At 71.5% G+C, this 20,345-nt stretch carries 25 protein-coding genes; 12 read left to right on the top strand and 13 right to left on the bottom strand.

Features of this window, described 5'->3' with window-relative positions; all coding sequences use genetic code 11:
• Position 1: 1 nt before the first annotated feature.
• The 3 genes from BLV76_RS16915 to BLV76_RS16905 are packed head-to-tail and all read right to left on the bottom strand — an operon-like array spanning position 2 to position 2,548.
• Positions 2 to 808, bottom strand: a complete 807-nt coding sequence (locus BLV76_RS16915) for an ABC transporter permease (protein ID WP_090970496.1) — start codon at positions 806 to 808, stop codon at positions 2 to 4.
• 1 nt (position 809) lies between these two features.
• Entirely contained in the window at positions 810 to 1,622 is an 813-nt protein-coding gene (locus BLV76_RS16910) for an ABC transporter permease (RefSeq protein ID WP_090970494.1), read from the bottom strand.
• The gene (locus BLV76_RS16905) at positions 1,622 to 2,548 is read right to left on the bottom strand and encodes an ABC transporter ATP-binding protein (protein WP_425433733.1); all 927 of its coding nucleotides are present in this window, start codon (positions 2,546 to 2,548) and stop codon (positions 1,622 to 1,624) included. Before BLV76_RS16905 ends, BLV76_RS16910 begins: the two co-directional genes overlap by 1 nt.
• Positions 2,549 to 2,671: 123 nt before the next feature.
• Here BLV76_RS16905 and BLV76_RS16900 point away from each other — a divergent pair, with 123 nt between their 5' ends.
• Positions 2,672 to 3,382 carry a YqjF family protein gene (locus BLV76_RS16900; protein ID WP_090972861.1) on the top strand — a complete coding sequence of 237 codons (711 nt, stop codon included), beginning with the start codon at positions 2,672 to 2,674 and terminating at the stop codon, positions 3,380 to 3,382.
• A 15-nt stretch (positions 3,383 to 3,397) separates the two neighbouring features.
• On the opposite strand, the gene BLV76_RS16895 is transcribed toward BLV76_RS16900, so the two are convergent.
• The 4 genes from BLV76_RS16895 to BLV76_RS16880 are packed head-to-tail and all read right to left on the bottom strand — an operon-like array spanning position 3,398 to position 7,000.
• Positions 3,398 to 4,288 (bottom strand): homocysteine S-methyltransferase family protein, encoded by an 891-nt coding sequence (locus BLV76_RS16895; RefSeq protein WP_217630373.1) that lies wholly within the window; start codon positions 4,286 to 4,288, stop codon positions 3,398 to 3,400.
• Entirely contained in the window at positions 4,285 to 4,578 is a 294-nt protein-coding gene (locus BLV76_RS16890) for a virulence factor (RefSeq protein ID WP_090970489.1), read from the bottom strand. Before BLV76_RS16890 ends, BLV76_RS16895 begins: the two co-directional genes overlap by 4 nt.
• 14 nt (positions 4,579 to 4,592) lie before the next feature.
• Positions 4,593 to 5,744 carry a PQQ-dependent sugar dehydrogenase gene (locus tag BLV76_RS16885; protein WP_245734715.1) on the bottom strand — a complete coding sequence of 384 codons (1,152 nt, stop codon included), beginning with the start codon at positions 5,742 to 5,744 and terminating at the stop codon, positions 4,593 to 4,595.
• A gap of 35 nt (positions 5,745 to 5,779) precedes the next feature.
• On the bottom strand, positions 5,780 to 7,000 hold the full coding sequence (locus BLV76_RS16880; RefSeq protein ID WP_090970486.1) for a D-arabinono-1,4-lactone oxidase: 1,221 nt from the start codon (positions 6,998 to 7,000) through the stop codon (positions 5,780 to 5,782).
• 119 nt (positions 7,001 to 7,119) lie between these two features.
• On the opposite strand from BLV76_RS16880, the gene BLV76_RS16875 reads away from it, so the two are divergent.
• From BLV76_RS16875 to BLV76_RS16860, 4 genes are read left to right on the top strand one after another with little or no spacing between them, the layout of a single operon-like run.
• The gene (locus tag BLV76_RS16875) at positions 7,120 to 7,494 is read left to right on the top strand and encodes a YciI family protein (protein WP_090972856.1); all 375 of its coding nucleotides are present in this window, start codon (positions 7,120 to 7,122) and stop codon (positions 7,492 to 7,494) included.
• Between the two features lie 32 nt (positions 7,495 to 7,526).
• Entirely contained in the window at positions 7,527 to 8,804 is a 1,278-nt protein-coding gene (locus tag BLV76_RS16870; protein WP_217630372.1) for an RNA polymerase sigma factor, read from the top strand.
• 7 nt (positions 8,805 to 8,811) lie between these two features.
• A complete protein-coding gene (locus BLV76_RS16865; RefSeq protein ID WP_090970484.1) occupies positions 8,812 to 9,636 on the top strand; it encodes an SCO6745 family protein in 825 nt (274 codons plus the stop codon).
• A gap of 11 nt (positions 9,637 to 9,647) precedes the next feature.
• Positions 9,648 to 10,334 (top strand): hypothetical protein, encoded by a 687-nt coding sequence (locus BLV76_RS16860; RefSeq protein WP_090970482.1) that lies wholly within the window; start codon positions 9,648 to 9,650, stop codon positions 10,332 to 10,334.
• On the opposite strand, the gene BLV76_RS23375 is transcribed toward BLV76_RS16860, so the two are convergent.
• Positions 10,280 to 11,167: a LysR family transcriptional regulator gene (locus tag BLV76_RS23375; protein ID WP_175539714.1), complete on the bottom strand. Its 888-nt coding sequence runs from the start codon at positions 11,165 to 11,167 to the stop codon at positions 10,280 to 10,282. The genes BLV76_RS16860 and BLV76_RS23375 overlap by 55 nt on opposite strands.
• A 70-nt stretch (positions 11,168 to 11,237) precedes the next feature.
• Between BLV76_RS23375 and BLV76_RS16850 the strand changes: the two genes are divergently transcribed.
• Positions 11,238 to 11,975, top strand: a complete 738-nt coding sequence (locus tag BLV76_RS16850) for an SDR family oxidoreductase (RefSeq protein WP_090970480.1) — start codon at positions 11,238 to 11,240, stop codon at positions 11,973 to 11,975.
• Positions 11,976 to 12,010: 35 nt separating this feature from the next.
• Here the strand turns inward: BLV76_RS16850 and BLV76_RS16845 are convergent, their stop codons facing one another.
• Entirely contained in the window at positions 12,011 to 12,790 is a 780-nt protein-coding gene (locus BLV76_RS16845) for an SDR family oxidoreductase (protein ID WP_245734713.1), read from the bottom strand.
• Between the two features lie 43 nt (positions 12,791 to 12,833).
• A complete protein-coding gene (locus BLV76_RS16840; RefSeq protein WP_090970477.1) occupies positions 12,834 to 13,187 on the bottom strand; it encodes a hypothetical protein in 354 nt (117 codons plus the stop codon).
• Positions 13,188 to 13,296: 109 nt separating this feature from the next.
• On the opposite strand from BLV76_RS16840, the gene BLV76_RS16835 reads away from it, so the two are divergent.
• A complete protein-coding gene (locus tag BLV76_RS16835; protein WP_090970475.1) occupies positions 13,297 to 14,088 on the top strand; it encodes a MerR family transcriptional regulator in 792 nt (263 codons plus the stop codon).
• Positions 14,089 to 14,094: 6 nt separating this feature from the next.
• On the opposite strand, the gene BLV76_RS16830 is transcribed toward BLV76_RS16835, so the two are convergent.
• The 3 genes from BLV76_RS16830 to BLV76_RS16820 all read right to left on the bottom strand — a co-directional run bounded on the left by BLV76_RS16830 (position 14,095) and on the right by BLV76_RS16820 (position 16,523).
• The gene (locus tag BLV76_RS16830; protein ID WP_090970473.1) at positions 14,095 to 15,081 is read right to left on the bottom strand and encodes an aldo/keto reductase; all 987 of its coding nucleotides are present in this window, start codon (positions 15,079 to 15,081) and stop codon (positions 14,095 to 14,097) included.
• A gap of 79 nt (positions 15,082 to 15,160) precedes the next feature.
• Positions 15,161 to 15,769, bottom strand: a complete 609-nt coding sequence (locus BLV76_RS16825; RefSeq protein WP_090970470.1) for a flavin reductase family protein — start codon at positions 15,767 to 15,769, stop codon at positions 15,161 to 15,163.
• Positions 15,770 to 15,971: 202 nt separating this feature from the next.
• Entirely contained in the window at positions 15,972 to 16,523 is a 552-nt protein-coding gene (locus BLV76_RS16820; RefSeq protein WP_090970468.1) for a hypothetical protein, read from the bottom strand.
• Between the two features lie 261 nt (positions 16,524 to 16,784).
• Here BLV76_RS16820 and BLV76_RS22220 point away from each other — a divergent pair, with 261 nt between their 5' ends.
• From BLV76_RS22220 to arr, 5 genes are all read left to right on the top strand, one after another.
• Positions 16,785 to 17,165, top strand: coding sequence for a hypothetical protein (locus BLV76_RS22220; RefSeq protein WP_139306611.1), 381 nt, complete (start codon positions 16,785 to 16,787; stop codon positions 17,163 to 17,165).
• Between the two features lie 75 nt (positions 17,166 to 17,240).
• Complete coding sequence (locus tag BLV76_RS16815) at positions 17,241 to 17,615, top strand: DUF2256 and DUF3253 domain-containing protein (protein ID WP_090970466.1); 375 nt, start codon at positions 17,241 to 17,243, stop codon at positions 17,613 to 17,615.
• Positions 17,616 to 17,719: 104 nt separating this feature from the next.
• Complete coding sequence (locus BLV76_RS16810; protein ID WP_139306610.1) at positions 17,720 to 19,072, top strand: HNH endonuclease; 1,353 nt, start codon at positions 17,720 to 17,722, stop codon at positions 19,070 to 19,072.
• A gap of 62 nt (positions 19,073 to 19,134) precedes the next feature.
• Positions 19,135 to 19,899 carry an HNH endonuclease family protein gene (locus BLV76_RS16805; protein WP_217630371.1) on the top strand — a complete coding sequence of 255 codons (765 nt, stop codon included), beginning with the start codon at positions 19,135 to 19,137 and terminating at the stop codon, positions 19,897 to 19,899.
• A 10-nt stretch (positions 19,900 to 19,909) separates the two neighbouring features.
• Positions 19,910 to 20,317: an NAD(+)--rifampin ADP-ribosyltransferase gene (gene arr, locus BLV76_RS16800; protein WP_090972848.1), complete on the top strand. Its 408-nt coding sequence runs from the start codon at positions 19,910 to 19,912 to the stop codon at positions 20,315 to 20,317.
• The last annotated feature ends 28 nt before the right edge of the window (positions 20,318 to 20,345 follow it).

The raw sequence follows: 20,345 nt of genomic DNA, 5'->3' as shown, positions 1-20,345 counted from the left end.
GTCAGGTGAGCAGCAGCCGGTCCAGGCGACGGCGTACGACGAGCAGGCCGGCGACACCCATCGCCACGAGGTAGACGACCGAGACCGCCGACTCCCAGGTGACCACGCCGGTCGTGAGCTCGCGGCAGAGCACGACGCCGCGGTAGAGCGGGGTGGCCTCGACGACCCACCGCAGGACGCTGCTGCCGAACGCCTCGACGGGGAAGAAGGTTGCGGAGAAGAGGAACAGCGGCATCTGGGCGAGCGTGATCTTGTCGAAGTCCTGCCACGACGTCATCCAGGTGGTCAGCGCCATGCAGACGGCCGAGAAGGCGAACGCGATGAGGATCGCCGCCGGCAGTGCCAGCACGGCCCACCACGAGTCGACCAGCCCCATCGCAAGCATCACCAGGAGGAACGCGGCGGAGTACACCGACCCGCGGATCAGCCCCCACGCGATCTCGCCACGCGCGATGTCGCCGGTGGTGAGCGGCGTGGCGAGCATCTGGTCGTAGAGCTTCTCGTACTTCAGCTTGAAGAAGACGTTGAAGGTCGAGTCGAGGAGAGCGCCGTTGAAGGCCGACGTGGCGAGCATCGCCGGCGCCACGAAGGCGGCGTAGGGCACCTGCTCCCCGTGGAACTCGAAGCTGTCGATGAGCTGGCCGACGCCGATGCCGATCGAGAAGAGGTACAGCACGGGCTCGAGGAAGCCGGTGAGGAAGAGCTTCCACGCCGACTTGTAGACGATGAAGTTGCGCAGCACGAGCAGCCGGGCGGCGTGCGCCGGGGTGAGTGGTGCGGGGATGACCCCCGGGACGAGCGCGGCCACGTCAGACCTCCAGCCGCTTGTCGAGGCCGCGGACCGACCAGAACCACCCGAGCACGCACAGGGCCAGCAGCACGGCGAGGTTGACCGCCGCGAGCGGCCAGTCGACCGTGTCGAGGCAGAACATCCGCGACAGCGAGACGCCGTGCCACAGCGGGGTCAGCCGCGCCACCCACTCGAGGACCGGACCCAGGTTGGAGATCGGGAAGAACGCTCCGGAGAACAACGTCAGCGGCAGGACGCCGAGGCGGAACAGCACGCCGAACCCCTCCTCCGACTTCAGCCGGGCCGAGTAGCCGAAGGCGAGGAGCGAGAAGGCCGTGCCGACCAGCACCTGTGCGAGCCACGCCACGACCGGCCCCCACCAGGTCTCGAAGACGCCGAAGGGCGCGAGCACGAGCATGAACACGCCGCACGCCGTGGCGACGCGGAAGACGACGAACCCGACGAACGCGTTGACCAGGTCGCGCACGGCCAGCGGCGTCGCGAGCTGGGCGAAGAAGGTCTTGTGCCACTTGATGGCACCCATCACGGGGTACGTCGACTCGCTGACCGCGATCGTCATCGCGTGCGCGGCGACCAGGCCGGGGACGATGAAGGCGAGGTAGGAGGTCGCTCCCTCGAGCGTGTCGGGGTCGGCGTCGATGAAGCCGCCGAGCAGCACGCCCATCGCGAGGACGTAGAACAGCGGTGTGGCGAAGGAGCTGATCACTCCCCCGCGCCAGGTGCGCTTGTAGACGGTCAGCCAGTAGTCGTACTGCCGGGCGAAGCCCTGCCACGGTGTCAGCGTCCCGGCAGGCCGGGTCTGGGTCGCCATCAGTCCGCCAGGCTCCGGCCGGTGAGGCGCAGGAAGACGTCCTCGAGGGTCGAGCGTCGCACGAGCGTGGCGATCGGCGTGAGCCCCCGGTCGTGGACGGCCGTCAGCACCTCCTCGCCGTGGTCGCTGTAGACGAGCAGCCGGTCGGGCAGCACCTCGACGCGCTCGCCGAGGTCCTCGACCTTCTCGGCCAGCGCCTCGTGCTCGCCGACGCCGAAGCGCAGCTCGGCCACCTCGCGGGTCGAGTGGGCATCGATGAGCTCGCGGGGCGAGCCCTCGGCGGCGATCAGGCCCTTGTCCATCACGACGAGCCGGTCGCAGAGCTGCTCGGCCTCGTCCATGTAGTGGGTGGTGATGACGAGGGTGACGCCGGCCTGCTTGAGCCGGAAGAGCTGGTCCCACAGGACGTGGCGCGCCTGCGGGTCGAGACCGGTGGTGGGCTCGTCGAGCAGGAGGACGTCGGGGTTGTTGATCAGGCTGCGAGCGATCGTCAGGCGACGCTTCATGCCGCCGGAGAGGTCCTCGACCTTGGCCTTCGCCTTGTCGGTGATCTGGGCGAACTCGAGGAGCTCACGCGCGCGCTCGCGGCAGGTCGCACGGTCGATGCCGAAGTAGCGGCCGTAGATGTAGAGGTTGTCGAAGACGTTGAGCTCGTTGTCGAGCGTGTCCTCCTGCGGGCACACGCCGAGCCGTCCACGGATCGCGGGGCCGTCGGTGGCCGGGTCCATGCCGAGGATCCGCAGCTCGCCGCCCGAGACCGGGCTGACCGAGGCGATCATCCGCATCGTGGAGGACTTGCCGGCGCCGTTGGGACCGAGGAACCCGAAGGCCTCGCCCTTGCGGACCTCGACGTCGATCCCCTTGACCGCCTCGAAGTCACCGAAGGACTTGCGCAGTCCGCGAGCCGAGATCATCGCTTCCGTCACGATCGGGACCCTAGATCAGACAAGGGACATCGGGAAACGGAGGCTCGTGGGCCTTGCCGGCGCTCCTAGGGTGGAGGCGTGGAGGTCCCCGAGGTCGAGCCTCTGTCGCCGGAGGCCCCGGGCATGACGCGGACCGTGGTGATGAGCCAGCACTGGCGCGACCTGACCTTCCTGCACTGGGCCGTCGACCCGGCCGAGGTGGCGCACCGGATGCCGCCCGGGGTGCGGCCCGACACCCTCGACGGGCGCACCTACGTCGGGCTGATCCCCTTCCGCATGGTCGGGGCCGGGGTGGGTCGCGGGCCGGCCATCCCGTGGTTGGGCACCTTCCTCGAGACCAACGTGCGCCTCTACTCGGTCGACCGGACCGGTCGCCGCGGCATCGTGTTCCTCAGCCTGGACACCGATCGCGCTGCCGTCGTGGTCGGAGCGCGAGCGGGCTTCGGCGTGCCCTACCGCTGGGCGCGCATGCGCTACCGCCGGGACGGCGACGTGCATGCGTACGACGCCCGGCTGCGCTGGCCGGGCACGTCCGGGTCGAGCCGCATCGTGGTCCGCGCCGGCCCCGCACGGACGCCCACCGAGCTCGACCACTTCCTCAGCGCCAGGTGGGGACTCCACAGCCGCTGGTGGGGACGCACGCTCTACGTGCCCAACCGCCACGAGCCGTGGCCCGTGCACGACGCGGAGCTGCTGGAGCTCGACGACGGCCTGATGCGCTCGGTGGGCCTGCCGGACCTCGACGCGCGGCCACCGGACCACATCGGCTTCAGCCCCGGCGTGCACACCGAGTTCGGGCTGCCCGGGGACGCACGTCGGCCGCGCGTCGGTTGAGCCCGGTCGCGGCGATCAGGCCGAGGTGAGCTCCGCGCCGATGGCGGCGATGTGCGTCGGCGTCGAGCCGCAGCACCCACCGACGAGGTCGAGGCCGATCCCCGCGAGGCGCGACGCGTGGGCGGCCATGTCGTCGGCCGTGGCGTCGTACTCGAAGTGGTCGCCCACGACCTGCGGGAGCCCCGCGTTGGACTGCGCGACGAGGAGCAGGCCGTCGGGACGGGCGGCCACCATCTCGGCGGCGATGACCTCCATCTCCTCCGGGCCGCGACCGCAGTTGGCGCCGACCGCGTCGGCACCGGCCGCGGCCAGGTGCGTGACGGCGTCGGCCGGACGCACCCCCATCATCGTGCGGAGGTTGGTGTCGAAGCTCATCGTCACCACGACCGGCAGGTCGGGCGCCACCTCGCGGGCGGCGGCGATCGCGGCGTCGGCCTCGCCGAGGTCGCTGAGCGTCTCGACGAGCACCAGGTCGATGCCGCCGGCGACGAGCCCGCGCAGCTGCTCGGCGTAGAACCCCTGCGCCTCCTCCGGCGTCATCGTGCCGAGCGGCGCGAACAGCTCGCCGGTCGGGCCGAGGTCGCCGGCCACGAGCAGGCCGTGCTCGTCGGCCACCGACCGCGCGATCTCCGCCGCGCGCTGGTTGACCTCGTGGAGGCGGTCGCCGAGGCCGTGCATGTCGAGGCGCGGTCGGGTGCCGCCGAACGTGTTGGTGGTGAGGATGCGCGCGCCCGCCTCGGCGTAGGACGCGTGGGCGGCGCGGATGGCGTCGGGGTTCTCCAGGTTCCAGAGCTCGCCGGGGTTGCCGTCCTCGAGGCCGCTGTCCTGCAGGAGGGTGCCCATGCCACCGTCGAGGAGGACGGGCCGGGCGTCGCCGACCAGGGCGGCCAGGCGGTTGGCGCTCACTGGGTGAGCCCGTCGAGGTAGGCGGCGATCTTCTCGGCCGGCCACTGCGCGTCGAGCTCGGCCGCGACCCGGTCGAGCACCTCGGCCGGGGCGCCGTCGGCCTCGGTCCAGGGCGTGCGCTCCCAGCCCTCGAGGTAGTCGGTCGCGCCCGTGTCACCGAGCCGCATCGCGGCCTCGTCGATGGCCTCCTGGAACCTCGCCGCGAGCTGGACCTTCGCGGTCTCCTCGCCCTGCCGGGCGGCCACCATCGAGGGCAGCTCGCGCCACCGCGTCACCTGGAACTCCGTCATGCCCTGAGACTAGGTCAGGCCGGGGTCAGTCGGAGGAGGCGTCCAGCGCCGGCGTCCTCCAGCAACCAGATCGCGCCGTCCGGTCCCTCCTCGACCGCCCGGATCCGCTCACCGAGGTCGAACACCTCGGCCCTCGTCGCGGACGACCCGTCGAGGTCGACGCGCACGAGCGCCTCGCCCGAGAGCGCGCCGAGGAAGGCGTCGCCGGTCCACCCGTCGAAGAGGTCGCCGCCGTAGATCATCAGGCTTCCCGGCGAGATGCTCGGCGTCCACCACGCGGCAGGTGCGGCGTACCCGTCACCCTCCTCGTGGTCGGGGATCTCCCCGCCGCCGTAGTCGCTGCCGTTGGACACCTCGGGCCAGCCGTAGTTGGCACCGGCCTCGACGAGGTTGAGCTCGTCGCCGCCCTCGGGTCCCATCTCGGACGACCAGAGCGTGCCGTCGGGCGCGAACTCCAGGCCCAGCGGGTTGCGGTGCCCCCAGCTCCAGATCTCCGCGGAGACGCCGCCCTCGTCGGCCAGCGGGTTGCCGGGCGCGGGCTCGCCGTCGAGCGTGAGGCGGACGATCGTGCCGAGCGTGTTGGAGGTGTCCTGGGCCGGGGCTCCCTGCTGCCGCTCGCCGGAGGAGACGAAGAGGTGCCGGCCGTCGGGCGAGAAGGCCAGCCGGTGGCTGAAGTGGCCGTCGCCCCCGGTCTTCGGGGTCTGCCGCCAGATCACCTCGAGGTCCTCGAGAGCCGCCTCGTCCTCGCCGGTCACCAGCCGCGCGCGACCGACGGCTGCGCCGGTCCCGCCGTCGCCCTCCTCGACCCAGCTGAGGTAGACGAGTCCGTCCTCGGCGTACGACGGAGCCGGCAGCACGTCGCCCAGACCGCCCTGGCCGGCGACGGCCACCTCGGGCGTGCCGGAGACCTCGATCCGGTTGCCGGTCCCGCCGTCGCGGAGGTGCAGCGTGCCGGTGCGCTCGGTGATGAGCAGGTCGTCGCTGTCGGGCAGGAACGCCATCGCCCACGGGTCGTCGAGCCGGTCGACCTCGACGACCCGGAACGGCCAGGTGTCGTCGTCCTCCGCGGTCGCCGGACCGAGCGCACCCGACCTCGCGGTGTCACCGGAGCAGGCCGTGGTGACGGCGACGAGGAACCCTGCGACGGCCACGGCGACTGGCTTCATGCCGTCCATCGTGCGCGACCCGGCCAAGCCGGGCCTCACGCGAAGAGCGGCCGCAGGTGGTCGTTGAGGAACATCCCCTCCGGGTCGAGCTCGCGCCGGATCGCGATGAAGTCGTCGGCGCGCGGGTAGAGCTCGTGCAGCCGCTCGGGGGTGAGGAAGTGCAGCTTGCCCCAGTGGACCCGGGCGTCGAACCGGGCGAGCAGCGCGTCGACCGAGCGGAGGTAGGCCCAGTAGTCCGTGCCGGGGGTGCCCGAGACCGAGATGACCACGGTGTCGGTGCCGTGCTGCGAGGACAGGAACGCCTCGTCGCGGCCCACGGTGCGCACCTCGAGCGGGTAGATCGAGTCGGGCAGGCTGCGCAGCATCAGCTCGCGCATCGCCTGCAGGGCCTCGGGCGCCTTCTCGATCGCCACGAAGTACTCGAGCTCGTGGAAGTTGGGGTCGTAGACCATCGGGAAGATCCGGTAGCAGCGGTCGACCCGGCGCCCGACGGTGTCGTCGTCGGCGACGTCGGGCCCCACCTCGTCGTACACCTTGACGTAGCACTGGTCCTGCAGCCGCTCGCCGTGGCCGTCGAGGTTGTAGAGCGCCCCCGACTCCTCGGTGGGCAGCCAGAACATCCCGAAGTGGCGGTGCTCGGCGACGAGCTGGTCCCAGTGCTCCATCACGTCGTCCCACGACCGGAGGCTGACGTGCTCGCGGAGCCGGTAGGCGTCGGTGACGGCGAGGTCGAGCTGCGTCACCACGCCGAGCATGCCGACCGAGACCTGGGCGGCATGCAGCAGGTCGGGCTCGTCCTCGCCGATGTCGCGGACCTCGCCGGACGCCGTCACGAGTCGCATCCCGCGCACGACCCCTGAGAGGCTCGTGCAGCGCGTGCCCGACCCGTGCGTGCCGGTCGCGACCGCCCCGGCGATCTGCTGGGTGTCGATGTCGCCCTGGTTGCGCAACGCCAGGCCGACGCGCCACAGCGGCTCGTAGAAGTCGCGGATCCGGGTGCCGGCCAAGGCCGTCGCGCGGCGGGCGACCGGGTCCGTCGCCACGACACCGGTGAGCGCGGACAGGTCGAGCACCGTGCCGCCGGTCTGCACCACCGGCGTGAAGGAGTGACCGGCGCCCGCGACGCGCACGCCCGTCCCGCGCTCGGCGGCCTGCCGGACCAGCGAGGCGACCTCCTCCTCGTCACGCGGCGCCACGATCGACGACGGGGTGAAGGACTGGTTGCCGACCCAGTTGGTCCAGGCTCCGGAGCTCATGGCGCCAGACTGGCGGAAAATTGTTGCGGGGTCGATGTCGAAGCCACGCCGGCCCGGTCGACGTACGTGCGAGACAACGACCACCCACCTGCACCACACACATGTCAGGAGTGAGCACGATGCCGCGTTTCATGGGATTCGTCCGGATGGAGGAGAACATCGGGATGCCGCCGAAGTCGCTGTTCGAGGCGATGGACGTCCACATCGGCGAGCGCGCCGCGGACGGCCGGTTCGTCGACGGCGGTGGCCTCTACGGCACCGAGGACGCGATCAACTTCGTGGTCCGCGACGGCGAGGTCACCCGCGTCGACGGCCCCTACGCCGAGGGCAAGGAGGTCGTCGGCGGCTGGGCGATCATGGAGTACGCCGACCTCGACGCCGCGATCGCCGATCAGCGCGAGTTCGCCGAGCTGCACGCGACGCACTGGCCCGAGGTGACCGTCGTGGCCACGCTGCGCCAGATCTCCGACGGCCCGGACGCGCCGACGGAGTAGCGGGCACGCTGCTGCTCCCTACGCTGGGGCTCGTGCCCGACGACCTCCAGCACGTGATCGCCGCCGCGTGGCGGGCCGAGTCGGCCCGCCTCGTCGGCGCCCTCACCCGCATGACGCGCGACGTCGACCTCGCCGAGGACCTCGCCCAGGACGCGCTGGTCGCCGCGCTCGAGCAGTGGCCGGCCACCGGCGTGCCGGACAACCCGGGCGCCTGGCTGATGACCACCGCCAAGCGTCGCGGGATCGACCACTTCCGGCGCGCCGACACCTACCGGCGCAAGCTCGCCGAGCTCGAGCACGCGAGCGAGGGAGAGGAGGCACTCGTGCCCGACCTCGACGCGCAGGTCGACCACATCGAGGACGACGTCCTCCGGCTGGTCTTCCTGTCCTGCCACCCCTCCCTCACCCCGGACTCGCGGGCCGCCCTCACCCTGCGGCTCGTCGGCGGCCTCACCACGGCCGAGATCGCGCGTGGCTTCCTCACCTCCGAGGCGACGATGGGCACCCGCATCTCGCGGGCCAAGCGGACGCTCGCCGAGGCGCACGCGGACTTCGAGCTGCCCACCGGCGAGGAGCGCACGAAGCGGCTCGACGACGTGATGGCGGTGATCTACCTCGTCTTCAACGAGGGCTACACCGCCACCGCCGGCGACGACTGGATGCGTCCCGACCTCGCCGACGAGGCCACCCGGCTGGCGCGGATGCTGGCCGTGCTGACGCCCGACGAGCCGGAGGTCCTCGGGCTGCAGGCGTTGCTCGAGCTGCAGGGCTCGCGCACGGCCGCGCGCCTCGACGCGGACGGCGTACCCGTGCTGCTGGAGGCGCAGGACCGCACGCTCTGGGACCGGCTGCGGATCCGTCGCGGGCTGTCGGTGCTCGCCCGGGCCGAGGAGATCGCGGCGACCGGCACGCCGGTCGGCACCTACTTCCTCCAGGCCTCGATCGCCGCCGTCCACGCCCGCGCTGCCCGGGCCGAGGACACCGACTGGCGGCGCATCGCGAGGTTGTACGACGTCCTCGCGCAGGCCGCGCCCGGTCCGGTCGTCGAGGTGAACCGGGCCGTCGCCCACGGCCGGGCCTTCGGACCGGCTGCCGGCCTCGCGCTGCTGGGTGACGAGCCGCTCCTGCCGGGGCCGCTGTGGCACAGCGTGCGGGGCGACCTGCTCGAGCGGTCGGGGTGCCACGCGGAGGCGAGCGCGGCCTTCGGCGAGGCCGCGACCCTCACCCGCAACGAGGGCGAGCGGACCGTGCTGGGCCGCCGCGCGGACGAGAACCGAGCGCGTGTCGGATCCGGCGACCCGCGTTCGTAGGACAGGTATGACGACACCAGCGCGCACCATGTTCGAGATGACCGAGCCCATCTGCCTCGTGAACTTCTTCTCCGAGGAGCCCCACGAGGAGATGGCCGCACTCGGCTTCGGCACCTACTGGGACGGCTACTTCGCCGGCCGTTCCGCTCCCCTGGGCCGGGTGCCGGCCGAGGTGGTCGACGCCACCTTCTACAACTTCGGCCCCGGCGAGGTCGCTCGCCACATCCCGTCCGTGTGGGAGACCACGACGCCCGAGGGCGCGCACGCCGCTCGCCAGCGCGGGTGCGTCGCCGCCCTCCGCCGCATCCTGGGCGACCTCGTCGAGACGCCCGGCCTCGCCCGCGCGGCAGACCTGCTCACGCAGGCCGCGACGAGCGCGCCGGTCGAGGGCCGGGCGATGTACGCCGCCCTCCGCAGCCTGCCGGTCCCCGACGAGCCCGTCGCCCGGCTGTGGCACGCCGCGAACATGCTCCGCGAGCACCGCGGCGACGGCCACATCGCGGCGCTGGTCGTCGAGCAGATCGACCGCACCGAGTGCCACGTCCTCCTCGCCATCGACGCCGGGATCCTGCCCGCGGAGTCGTTCGGCCGGATCCACCAGCTGCCGAAGCCCTACCTGGCGACCGTGATGGCCCGGCTCCGTGAGCGCGGCCTCGTCGACGACGCGGGTCTCTTCACCGACGCCGGCCGCGCGACCAAGGACCGGATCGAGTCGATGACCGACGCCCTTGCCGAGGCGCCGTACGCCTCCCTCGGCCCGGCCGACCTCGCAGAGCTCGTCGCGTGCCTGACGCCGATCACGGAGCGCTTGAAGGAGACCGGGTCGCGGTAGGACACTGCCGCATGGGGATCCGGCCGGTCCGAGTCGTGGTGGGCGTGCTGCTGGTCGCGTCCGGCGCGCTGATGTTCGCCGCCTCGCGGCAGCGCTGGGCCTCCGCGTGCCCCTACGGCGGCTCTCCGGACACGCCGGCGTGCGAGGTCCGCCAGGACCACCGCTTCGACGTCGTGGTGCCTTCCGACCCCTGGACCCCGATCGGGACGAGCGCCCAGCAGGCGGGCTGGTCGCTCCTCGTCCTGGCGTCGGCGATGCTGCTGCTGCCGTTCGCGCTCGCGGCCGGTCGGGCAGCGGTCGGCTGGGGGCTCGGGGCCGTCGTGGCGGCCGGCGGCATCGCCGACATCGGTCAGGCGACCCTGCGGTCCGGGCTCGCCGGCCGGCCGATCGCCCCCCTCACGGAGTCGGGATCGCTCCTGTGGTGGTGCCTCGTGCCGACGGTCCTCCTGGTCGGTCTGCTGTGGAAGTCGCGCGGATGGCCACGGGCCGGCGCGGCCTTCGTCCTGCTCGGCTCACCGTTCGTCGCTGCGCTGACCTACGGCATCGGCTCATTCGACGCGGCTCCGTGGTGGGAGGCGTACTCCGGCACGTTCACCGCTCTCGGCGGGCTCTGCCTGCTGGTGGCCGGTGCGCGGCCGGCACGTCAGAGCCGTGAGGCGGTGCGCACCAGTCCCGCCACGCCCGTCGACGTGCTGTGAGGCTGCCACGCGATCACGGTGGTGACCTGCGGCGCGTCCGTGAGGCGTACGACGGCGAGGCCGTCGCGCAGGTTGGCACGGGCCGACTCCGGGAGCACGATCGCCGTGCGACCCAGCCGGACGAGCTGCAGCACCTGGGTGAGGTCGCGCAGCTCCGGGCCCGGACCGTCGGGGTAGGAGCCGTCGAGGTGCGGCCAGCGTGGCACGGGGAGGTCCGGGATCGACGTGGCCTCGGCGACGGTCATCGACTCGCGTGCGGTGAGCGGGTGCCCTGACGGCAGGATCAGCACCTGGTCCTCGACGGCCAGCACGTCGGCGTCGAAGCCGGACAGGTCGTCGAAGGGCCGGTGCAGGATCGCCACGTCCGCCCGTCCGTCGCGCAGCATCGGAGCCTGGTAGCCCGGAGCGCTGAGCACGACCTCGACGTCGACCGCGTCCGGCTCGGCGGCGTACGCATCGAGCAGCTTGGCCATCAGCTCGCTCGAGGCGCCGGCCTTGGCGGTGAGCACCACCCTCGGTCCGCTGACCTCGACGGACCGCCGGGTGCGGCGTTCCGCCGCCTCGACCGCGGCCAGGGCGACCCGGCCCTCGCGCAGGAGGGTCTCGCCGGCGGTGGTGAGCTCCATGCCGCGCGGGGTCCGGACGAAGAGCTCGGCACCCAGGCGTCGCTCGAGCTGCGCGATCGCGCGGGACAGCGGAGGTTGCGCCATGCCGAGCCGCTCGGCCGCACGACCGACGTGCGACTCCTCGGCGACGGCGACGAAGTAGCGCAGCTCGCGGGTCTCCACGTCGCCGAGCGTACGCCGGAGGAACCAGCCCTGACCTGCAGGCATACCTGCCCGGTATCGACGTCCACCTGATCGGTCTTGGAAAGCCGCGGCTCCGCGAGCCCACGATCGAGGCATGACTGATTCCTCCACCAGCAAGAAGATCGCCCTCGTCACCGGCGCCAACAAGGGCATCGGCTACGAGATCGCCGCAGGCCTGTCCCGCCTCGGCTTCCGCGTCGCCGTGGGCGCCCGCGACGAGGGTCGTCGCACGGCCGCCGTCGAGAAGCTGCAGGCCGACGGACACGACGTGTTCGGCGTCGCGCTCGACGTGACGTCCGACGAGAGCGTGGCGGCGGCCGCCGCGGCCATCGAGCAGGAGGCGGGCAGGCTCGACGTGCTCGTCAACAACGCCGCCATCACCGGCGGGATGCCGCAGGAGCCCACGCAGGTGAGCGCCGCCCAGGTGCTCGAGGTGGTCGACACCAACGTCGTCGGCGTCATCCGGGTCACCAACGCCATGCTGCCGATGCTGCGCCGCTCGGCCTCGCCGCGCATCGTCAACGTCTCCAGCACGGTCGGCTCGCTGACGCTCCAGACCGCGCAGGCCGAGGCCGTCGGGCCGATCTCGGCGGCGTACTCCCCCACGAAGTCCTACCTCAACGCCATCACCATCCAGTACGCGAAGGAGCTCGCCGGCACGCCGGTCCTCGTGAACGCCGGCTGCCCGGGCTACGTGTCGACCGACCTCAACAACCACCAGGGATTCCGTACGCCCGAGCAGGGCGCCGCTGTCTTCCTCGAGCTCGCGACGCTCCCCGACGGCGGACCGTCCGGCACCTTCCGCGACGAGACCGGCCTCCAGCCCTGGTGATCCTCCGCGGGTGCCACGGAGGACCACCCCGGGCGTCAGGTGGTGGGGACGGTTCCGCCGTCGATGACGTACTCGGCTCCCACGATGGAGGAGGCCCGGTCGGAGACGAGGAAGCCGACGAGGTCAGCGACCTCCGCGGGTGACGCGAAGCGTCCGAGGGGAACGCCTCCGAGGGAGTCGAAGATCGTCTGCCTCGCCTGGTCGGGCGTCAGGTCGTTGCCCTGGGCGAGCAGGTCGACGAAGTCCTCGTAGGCCTCGGTCTCGATGCCGCCCGGGCTGACGGCGTTCACCCGGACGCCGTGAGGAGCGAGCTGGTTCGCCAGGCCCTTGCTGTAGGTCCGCAGCGCGCCCTTGGCGGCGGCGTAGGGCAGCGTCGCGTCGTGCAGCGGCATCTGGCGCTGGATCGAGGTGACGTGGACGACCGCGCCCGACCCGGCCTCGACCATGGCGGGCAGCAGGGCGCGATCCAGCCGGACCGCACCCAGGAGGTTGAGGTTGAGCTCGGCCATCCACTGCTCCTCCCCTGCGGCGGCGAACCCGCCGGGTGCGGTCGACGAGCCGCCGACCACGTGCACGAGCACGTCGAGCGGACCGTGCTCGGAGATCCTCGCCGCCACGGTCGCGGCGCCGTCGGCGGTCGAGGTGTCGACCTCGATGAAGCGGTCGGGGTGCGGGTAGCCGGCTGGCATCGTCCGGGCGGTGGTCCACACGTCCGCGCCCAGCTCGCGCAACCGGTCCACCACCGCCCTCCCCGCGCCCTTGGACCCGCCTGTGACGAGTGCGCGCCGACCGTCGAGTCGGTCGCGATCTGGCATGGACATGTCGATCCTCCTGGTGATGTCGGTGGGTGTGGTGGCGTCAGACGGTGATGTCGAGCCTGCGGATCACGTCGTCGACGAGGGTGAAGACCATGCGGAGGTCGACCTCGCCGCCGGGGAAGTTCCCCGAGAGGTGCGTGCCGACCTCCCACACGTCGTCGGCGGGCCGGGAGATCGAGCCGAGGGTGGTCTCGACGTCGTAGTCCTTCGCCGACTGGTCGAAGACCGTGAAGGTCTCGTCGCGACCCTCGAGGACCTCGCCGTTGTCGGTGACGACGACGTCCTCGGGCAGGTAGGTCATGGCGGTGGCGAAGTCCTGGGAGACGTGGGCGCGCAGGTAGCTCGCCACGACCTCGGGGAGCTCGTCCCACGCGAATGCAGTCGTGTCGTTCATGGTGTCGTGTCCTTTCAGCGGTGTGGTCATGTCGACCACGTTGCTGCGTCCCCGGACGGCAGGGTCAAGCACGTGACTCTCCCCCGGAGGGAGAGTGCACACTGGCGCCATGCTGGCCATCGGTGAGTTCTCGCGGCTGACGCACCTGAGCGTGAAGACGCTGCGTCGCTACCACGAGGCGGGGCTGCTCGTCCCCGCCGCGGTCGACCAGGCCACCGGGTACCGCTCCTACGACGGGTACCAGATCCCGACCGCGCAGGTGATCCACCGCCTCCGGGAGCTCGACGTCCCCCTCGCGGACGTCCGACGCATCATCGAGTCGGGAGACCCCGACCGCCGTGCCGCGCTCGTGTCCGACCACCTGGCACGCCTGGAGGCCGAGCTGGACCGGACCCGGTCCGCGGTCGTGTCGCTGCGTCGCCTCCTCGACCCCGACCCCGTGCCCCTGAGCGTCGAGCTGAGGGCCGTGCCCGAGACGACCGTGGCCGCGATCGAGGACGACGTGGACAGCGACTCCGTGGCCGCGTGGTTCGCCGGAGCCCTGGCCGAGCTCGACGCCGCCATCGGCACCCGGACCGGACCCCCGGGCGGGGTCTACGACAACTCCCTCTTCGAGGAGGGGCAGGGCCACGTCCTGCTGCACCTGCCGGCAGCCGACCCGCCGCGTCGCGGGCGCGTACGCCCGGTGACCCTGCCGGCGGTGGAGCTGGCTGTCGCGACCCACGTCGGACCGCACGACGACGCCGACATCACCTACGGCGAGCTCGGCTCGTGGGTCGTGGCCAACGCGCTCGCGGTCGCCGGCCCGGTCCGGGAGACCTACCTCGTCGGGCCGGCCGACGACCCCGACCCGGCCACGTGGCGTACCGAGATCGGATGGCCCATCTTCCGGATGACCTAGACCGCGTCAGCGGTCGATCATGCGCTGCATGGCCTCCGGGTAGCGCTCGCCCTGGACCTGCACGGAGCGTGACGCCTCGTCGAGCTCGTCGAGGTCGGCAGCGGTGAGCTCGAGGTCGGCGGAGCCGAGGTTCTCGTCGAGGCGCTCGAGCCTGCGGGTGCCGGGGATGGGCACGATCCATGGCTTCTGCGCGAGCAGCCACCCGAGCGCGACCTGCCCGACGCTGGCGCCGAGCCGGTCGGCGACGACCGTGATCCGGTCCACGAGGGCCAGGTTGGCCGCGAGGGCCTCGCGCTCGAAGCGGGGAAGGTTGGCGCGGATGTCTCCCTCGCCGAACTCGGTGCCTGCGGTCACCTGGCCGGTGAGGAAGCCACGTCCGAGCGGGCTGAAGGGCACGAAGCCGATGCCGAGCTCCTCGAGCGCGGGCAGGATCTCGTCCTCGGGCTCGCGCCAGAAGAGGGAGTACTCGCTCTGCAGCGCGGTGACCGGCTGCACGGCGTGGGCGCGACGGATGGTGCCGACCCCGGCCTCCGACATGCCGAAGTGGCGCACCTTGCCGGCCTCGATGAGCTCCTTCACGGTGCCGGCGACGTCCTCGATCGGGACGTCGGGGTCGACGCGGTGCTGGTAGAGCAGGTCGATGGAGTCCGTACGCAGTCGCCGCAGCGATCCGTCCACGGCGGCGCGGATGCGCTCGGGGCGACTGGTGACGCCGACCTGGTTGCCGTCGGCGTCGAGGTCGAAGCCGAACTTCGTGGCGATCACGACCTGGTCGCGGACCGGCTCGAGCGCCTCGCCGACCAGCTCCTCGTTGTGGAACGGCCCGTAGACCTCGGCGGTGTCGAAGAACGTGACGCCTCGGTCGACGGCGGCCCGGAGGAACGCGATCATCTCGTCGCGGGGCGGGCGGGGGCCGAAGGACTGGCTCATGCCCATGCACCCCAGTCCGGGGGCGGAGACCTCGAGGCCCTGGCTCAGTACGCGTGTGCTCATGCTGGTGCGTCTCCTTCTTGGTGGAATGGTCGGCATGGGTGGACGTCCGGGCGGATCGCCCGGTGAGAACGACGCGCGATCACTGCGGGCGGCGCATGTCGAACCTAGTGCTCGTGTCGATCCCGAAGTAGGCCGTCGGGCCGCCTGCTCGCAGGATCGGCTGTGCCCGGGCGGTGTCGTAGATGCCGTCCACGAGCAGGTCCTCGTCGATGTGCACCCCGACCACCTCACCGACGGTGAACCACGAACCGCTGGCCTCGCCCCCTGCCGTCTGCAGCTCGATGATCTGGGTGACGCGGCACTCGAAGCTGACCGGCGCCGCAGCGACTCGAGGTGCCTCGACCTCCAGCGAGGCCACGGCCTCGAGACCGGCTGCCTCGAACTCGTCGACGTCCTCGGTGGTGGAGGTGGCGTTCATCTGCTCGGCCAGCGACCGGGTGGCGAGGTTCCAGGTGAACTCGCGCGTCGCCTCTGCGTTGGCCACCGTCCCTTTCCAGCCGTTGCTGGAGAATCCCACCAGCGGCGGGGTGTAGTTGAGCGCGTTGAAGAAGCTGTACGGCGCGAGGTTGCGCCGGCCCTGCCCGTCCAGCGTCGCGATCCAACCGATCGGGCGCGGCGCGACGATGGAGTTGAAGGGGTCATGCGGTAGCCGGTGGCCGTCCGCAGGGCGGTAGAAGTGTTCGCTCACCCGTGCATGACATCAGAGGTCCTGGCGCGAGCGGACACGGGCAGCGCCGATGGCACCCTCTCGCCGTCCGGCGCATCTCTCCGCCAACCAGCAGGAGCAGCGCAAGACGCACTCACCCGGCACGTGCAGACGCTCGGGTCGCGGCAGATCCGAGCGGGCGTAGCCGGCCCCCAACGCGGCAGATCCGGATGTTCAGTCCCACCTAGTCGCAGGTGCGCTGCGGAGCTGTGAACGCCCTTGTTGGCGTGGCGCCGGTCGTGGAGCAGTGCAGGCGGTACAGACCTGCCCCGTCCGGTTCGTCGTCCCACATCCGCGTTCGTGGTAACGAACGCCACTGCTCGCGGGTGAGGTCGGGGAGGCTGATCGGTCCTTCCCCGGCTGGGATGTGCGGTCCGAACCTGGGATCGTCGGAGTAGACGGCTTCTCGGGGCGTCTCATCGATTTCGATGCGCTCGACGTCCCAGGTGTAGATGAGAGCCGGCACGTCAGGCACGTGAGCAAGGCTTTTGATGTAGTCGAAGTGGTCGACACCGAGCGAGACAACGCCTCGGAGTATGTCTCCTACTCGGGGCTGGCGACCGTCGGCGATCTCGGCGGTGTGGGTGTTGTAAGCCATCGTTGTACCGAAGTCGAGTACCCAGCAGCCCTTCTGCACGCTGCGCGTCTCGTTGATGTTGTCGAAGACGACACGGGCAGTGACCTCGTAGTCGCCGTAGGAACCGGTGGCGCGCAATTCGAGTCTTCCGTCATCCACGTGTCGGAGAGGGCGGTCGAAGTGGGTGTAGAACTCGAGGGCGAACTCGCGTTGCGTCCGACAACGAAGTCGTCGTAGTTGCCGTCCTGCAGAACCCATCCTGCAATCAGGATGGGAAGCCGCTTGCGCGAGTCAGCTGGCATGTTCACGTGAGCACCATCTCAGGGGTGAGGGACGGTACCGTCCGCACATCGGCAGATCCGGTCGAGCTCATCGCGGCATGTGCGGACGTTGGGAGACCAGACCTGAGATGGTGCAGCCATGGACCCCGTCTTGGGAGAGTCGGTCGCGCCCGTGCTGCGCGACTTGGCTCGCGCGCAAATCCATGCGCCGACATTTGACGACGACGACTGGATCGGCGACCGCGAATACGTGTCTTGCATGATGTGGAGTGCAGACGGAAGCGGCTCGGGATTGTCAGTGCGACGGGCAGCATCCGGCGAAGAACGCATTGCGCAGGCGGCCGACCAGGTGCAGGAGTGGGCCATCGAGGACCAACTGTGGGGTGCCGCACGCACCAACTGGCCTCCATGCCCAAGCCACCCCGCGAGTCACCCATTGCAGGCGAGCGTTGTCGAGTCGAATGCGGTGTGGGTGTGCCCCGTCGATCACTCTGTGGTGGCTCTCATTGGTGAGGCCTAGGAAGACCCATCCGGACATTGGCAGATCCGGACGTCCCCGACAGACGCCACTTGGCCGGACGGGCAGGATGACGAGGTGACACCGCCGGAGAAGACCTGCGCCTCGTGCGGCCGCCGGATCGAGTGGCGTAAGAAGTGGGAGCGGGACTGGGAGCAGGTCCGCTACTGCTCGAGCGCGTGCCGGCGGCGCGGCGTGACTCCCGTCGACCGGGCTCTCGAGGACGCGCTCCTCGAGCTCTCGAGATCGGCAGGGGCACGGACGGTCGACGTGAGCGAGGCCGCGCGTGCGGTCGCGGCATCCACCGGCACCCCGCGTCGCGAGCTGGAGGAGCCGGCCCGTCGTGCGGCGCGACGCCTGGTCGAGCGTGGCGAGGTCACCGTCGTCCAGCGTGGACGGGTCGTGGACCCCTCCACGGCCAAGGGCCCGATGAGCGTCCGCCTCACGAGATGACCTCCGACTTCTGACGGGCGGCACTGAGGCGCTCGCCGGACCCGCTGTCGGTGGCCTCCCCTAGGATTCGAACATGCATTCGACGGGAGGACCAGGAGGTGGAGATGAGCCCGAACGCTGCTGACGAGCCTGTGCCGGCCTGGGCCACCCACGAGCTCCACGCCCTTGCCGACGAGCTCATCCATGCCACCGGGTCCCGCGAGCCGGTCGAGCTGCTCGACCAGCTGGATGCGCTGGAGCGGATCAAGGCCGCGGCTGCGGCTGCCCAGGTCACGGTGACGGCGCTGCTCGCAGCGGCGACGGAGGACGACGAGCCCCACCACGGGCGCCGTCGGCCGTGTCGATCCGCCTCGATCGGCGCGGAGGTCGGCCTCGCCGTCCGGATCAGCCCCTACCAGGGCGAGCAGCGCCTGCTGCTCTCCCGCCGACTGCACGACGACCTCCCCGGTGTGCACGCGAGCCTCGCCCGCGGCGACATCAACGAGACCCAGGCCCTGGCGGTCGCACGTCAGGTCGCGCACCTCGACCCTCGACAGCGTGGGCTCGTCGACACCGACATCACCGGAGGTGCCTCCGGACTGGTCGGGCTCGGCGACGAGAAGATCCGTCGGCGCGTCCGCCGCTCGTGCCTCACCGTGGCCGCCGACACCGAGACCCGACGCTACGAGCGCGCCCGGGCCGACCGCCACGTCACGGCACGCCAGCTCGACGACGGAACCGGACGCATCACTGCTGTCGTGCCGATCGAGCACCTCGCCGCGGTGCGGGCCCGCCTGAGCCAGGCGGCCGCCACCGCACGAGCCGCCGGAGACGAGCGGACCAGCAGCCAGGTCCGGGCCGACACGCTCGTGGAGCGGATCACCGGCCACGACCCCGCCACTCCCCTGCCCGTCCGGGTCAACCTGGTCATCAGCGCCGAGTCGTTGCTCGGTGACGACGACGAGCCCGGCGACGTGGACGGCGTCGGCTGGCTGCCTGCCTCGTTGTGCACCGATCTCGTGCGACGCGCGTCCGCGGCCGCCCGGGCGAGCCTGCGCAGGCTCTTCGTCACGCCGGCAGAGCGCCACCTCGTCGCGCTCGAGTCCCGGAGTCGCACGTTCCCGGCCGGGCTGGCCGAGCTCCTCGGACTCCGTGACGGCGGAGCCTGCCGCACGCCGGGTTGCGGTGCGCCCGTCCGTCACCGTGACCACGTCGTCCGCGACAGCGACGGTGGACCGACGTCCGCACACAACGGCCAAGGCCTCTGCGAGCGCTGCAACTACGTCAAGGAGACGCCCGGCTGGACCAGCTGGACGGCCTCGCCGCCCCAGGGACGACATGAGGTCCATGGCGTCACCGAGCACCTCCGCATCTTCCGATCGACGTCACCACCGATGCCCGGAGGGACAGGCACGCCGACACCGGCACGATCACCCGGCGAGCTCCACGTCCTGCGAGCCCTCAGGCTCGCGGCCTGACACCTCACGCGATGGACCCGAAAGCCCTGCCTGAACGGCCGAGGACGCCTAGGGTCGCGCCCATGGGCGGGATGCGGTGGCGTACGAGCGTCGCCACCGCCGCCCTCGCAGTCCTGGCTCTGGCGGGGTGCAGCCTCGACGGCGGCCAGGCTCCGGCGATCGCCGCCGACGGGATCGAGGCGTCCCCCGCGGCCGGGTCGAGCGGGCCCGTGCGACAGCTCCTGGGCTCGATCGAGGTGAAGGGCCGCGCACCGATGACCGACTACGGCCGGGACCGTTTCGGGCAGGCGTGGCTGGACGCGGACCGCAACGGCTGCGACACCCGCAACGACGTGCTCCGCGACCACCTGACCGACCTGGTCCTCGAGCCGGGCACCGGTGACTGCGTGGTCACGTCCGGGACGCTCGACGACCCCTACACCGCGGCCACCATCCACTTCGTGCGCGGCGACGGGACGCTCGTGGACATCGACCACGTCGTCGCGCTCGGCAACGCGTGGGCGACCGGCGCGGCCGCGTGGGACGTCCGCCAGCGGGCCGCGTTCGCCAACGACCCGATGAACCTGCTGCCCGTCGACGCCTCGGCCAACCGGCAGAAGGGCGACGGTGACGCCGCCACCTGGCTCCCGCCGAACAAGGCGTTCCGCTGTGCGTACGTCGCCCGCCAGGTCGGCGTGAAGGCGAAGTACGGCCTGTGGCTGACGCCGCCCGAACGCGCGGCGGTCGAGCGGGTGCTGGCGACCTGCCCCGACCAGGCTGCCGTCCCCGACTCGGGAGCGCCGCTCCTCGTCGACCACGACATCTCCGACCCCGGACCGCCGTCCTAGGGTGGTCGACGTGACCCAGCCCCTCGACGACGGGCCGTTCTTCCACGGCACCAAGGCCGACCTCCGGGTCGGCGACCTGCTGACCGCCGGGTTCCGGTCCAACTACCGGCCCGAGATCGTGATGAACCACATCTACTTCACCGCGCTCCCCGACGGCGCCGGGCTCGCGGCCGAGCTGGCGGCCGGCGACGGCGAGCCACGGGTCTACGTCGTCGAGCCCACCGGCCCGTTCGAGGACGACCCGAACGTGACCGACAAGAAGTTCCCCGGCAATCCGACGCGCTCGTTCCGCAGCACCTCACCGATCCGCGTCGTGGGCGAGAAGACCGACTGGACGCGGCTCACGCCGGAGGCTCTCCAGGCGTGGCGCGACCGGCTGGCGGTCATCGAGCGCGAGCGCGGCGAGATCATCAACTGACGAGGGCGCAAGGACCACCCGGGTAAGA

The organism is Nocardioides exalbidus (genome assembly GCF_900105585.1).
GTDB lineage: Bacteria > Actinomycetota > Actinomycetes > Propionibacteriales > Nocardioidaceae > Nocardioides > Nocardioides exalbidus.
The sequence above is the reverse complement of the archived record's forward strand: the minus strand, read 5'-3'. Positions and strand labels throughout refer to the sequence as shown.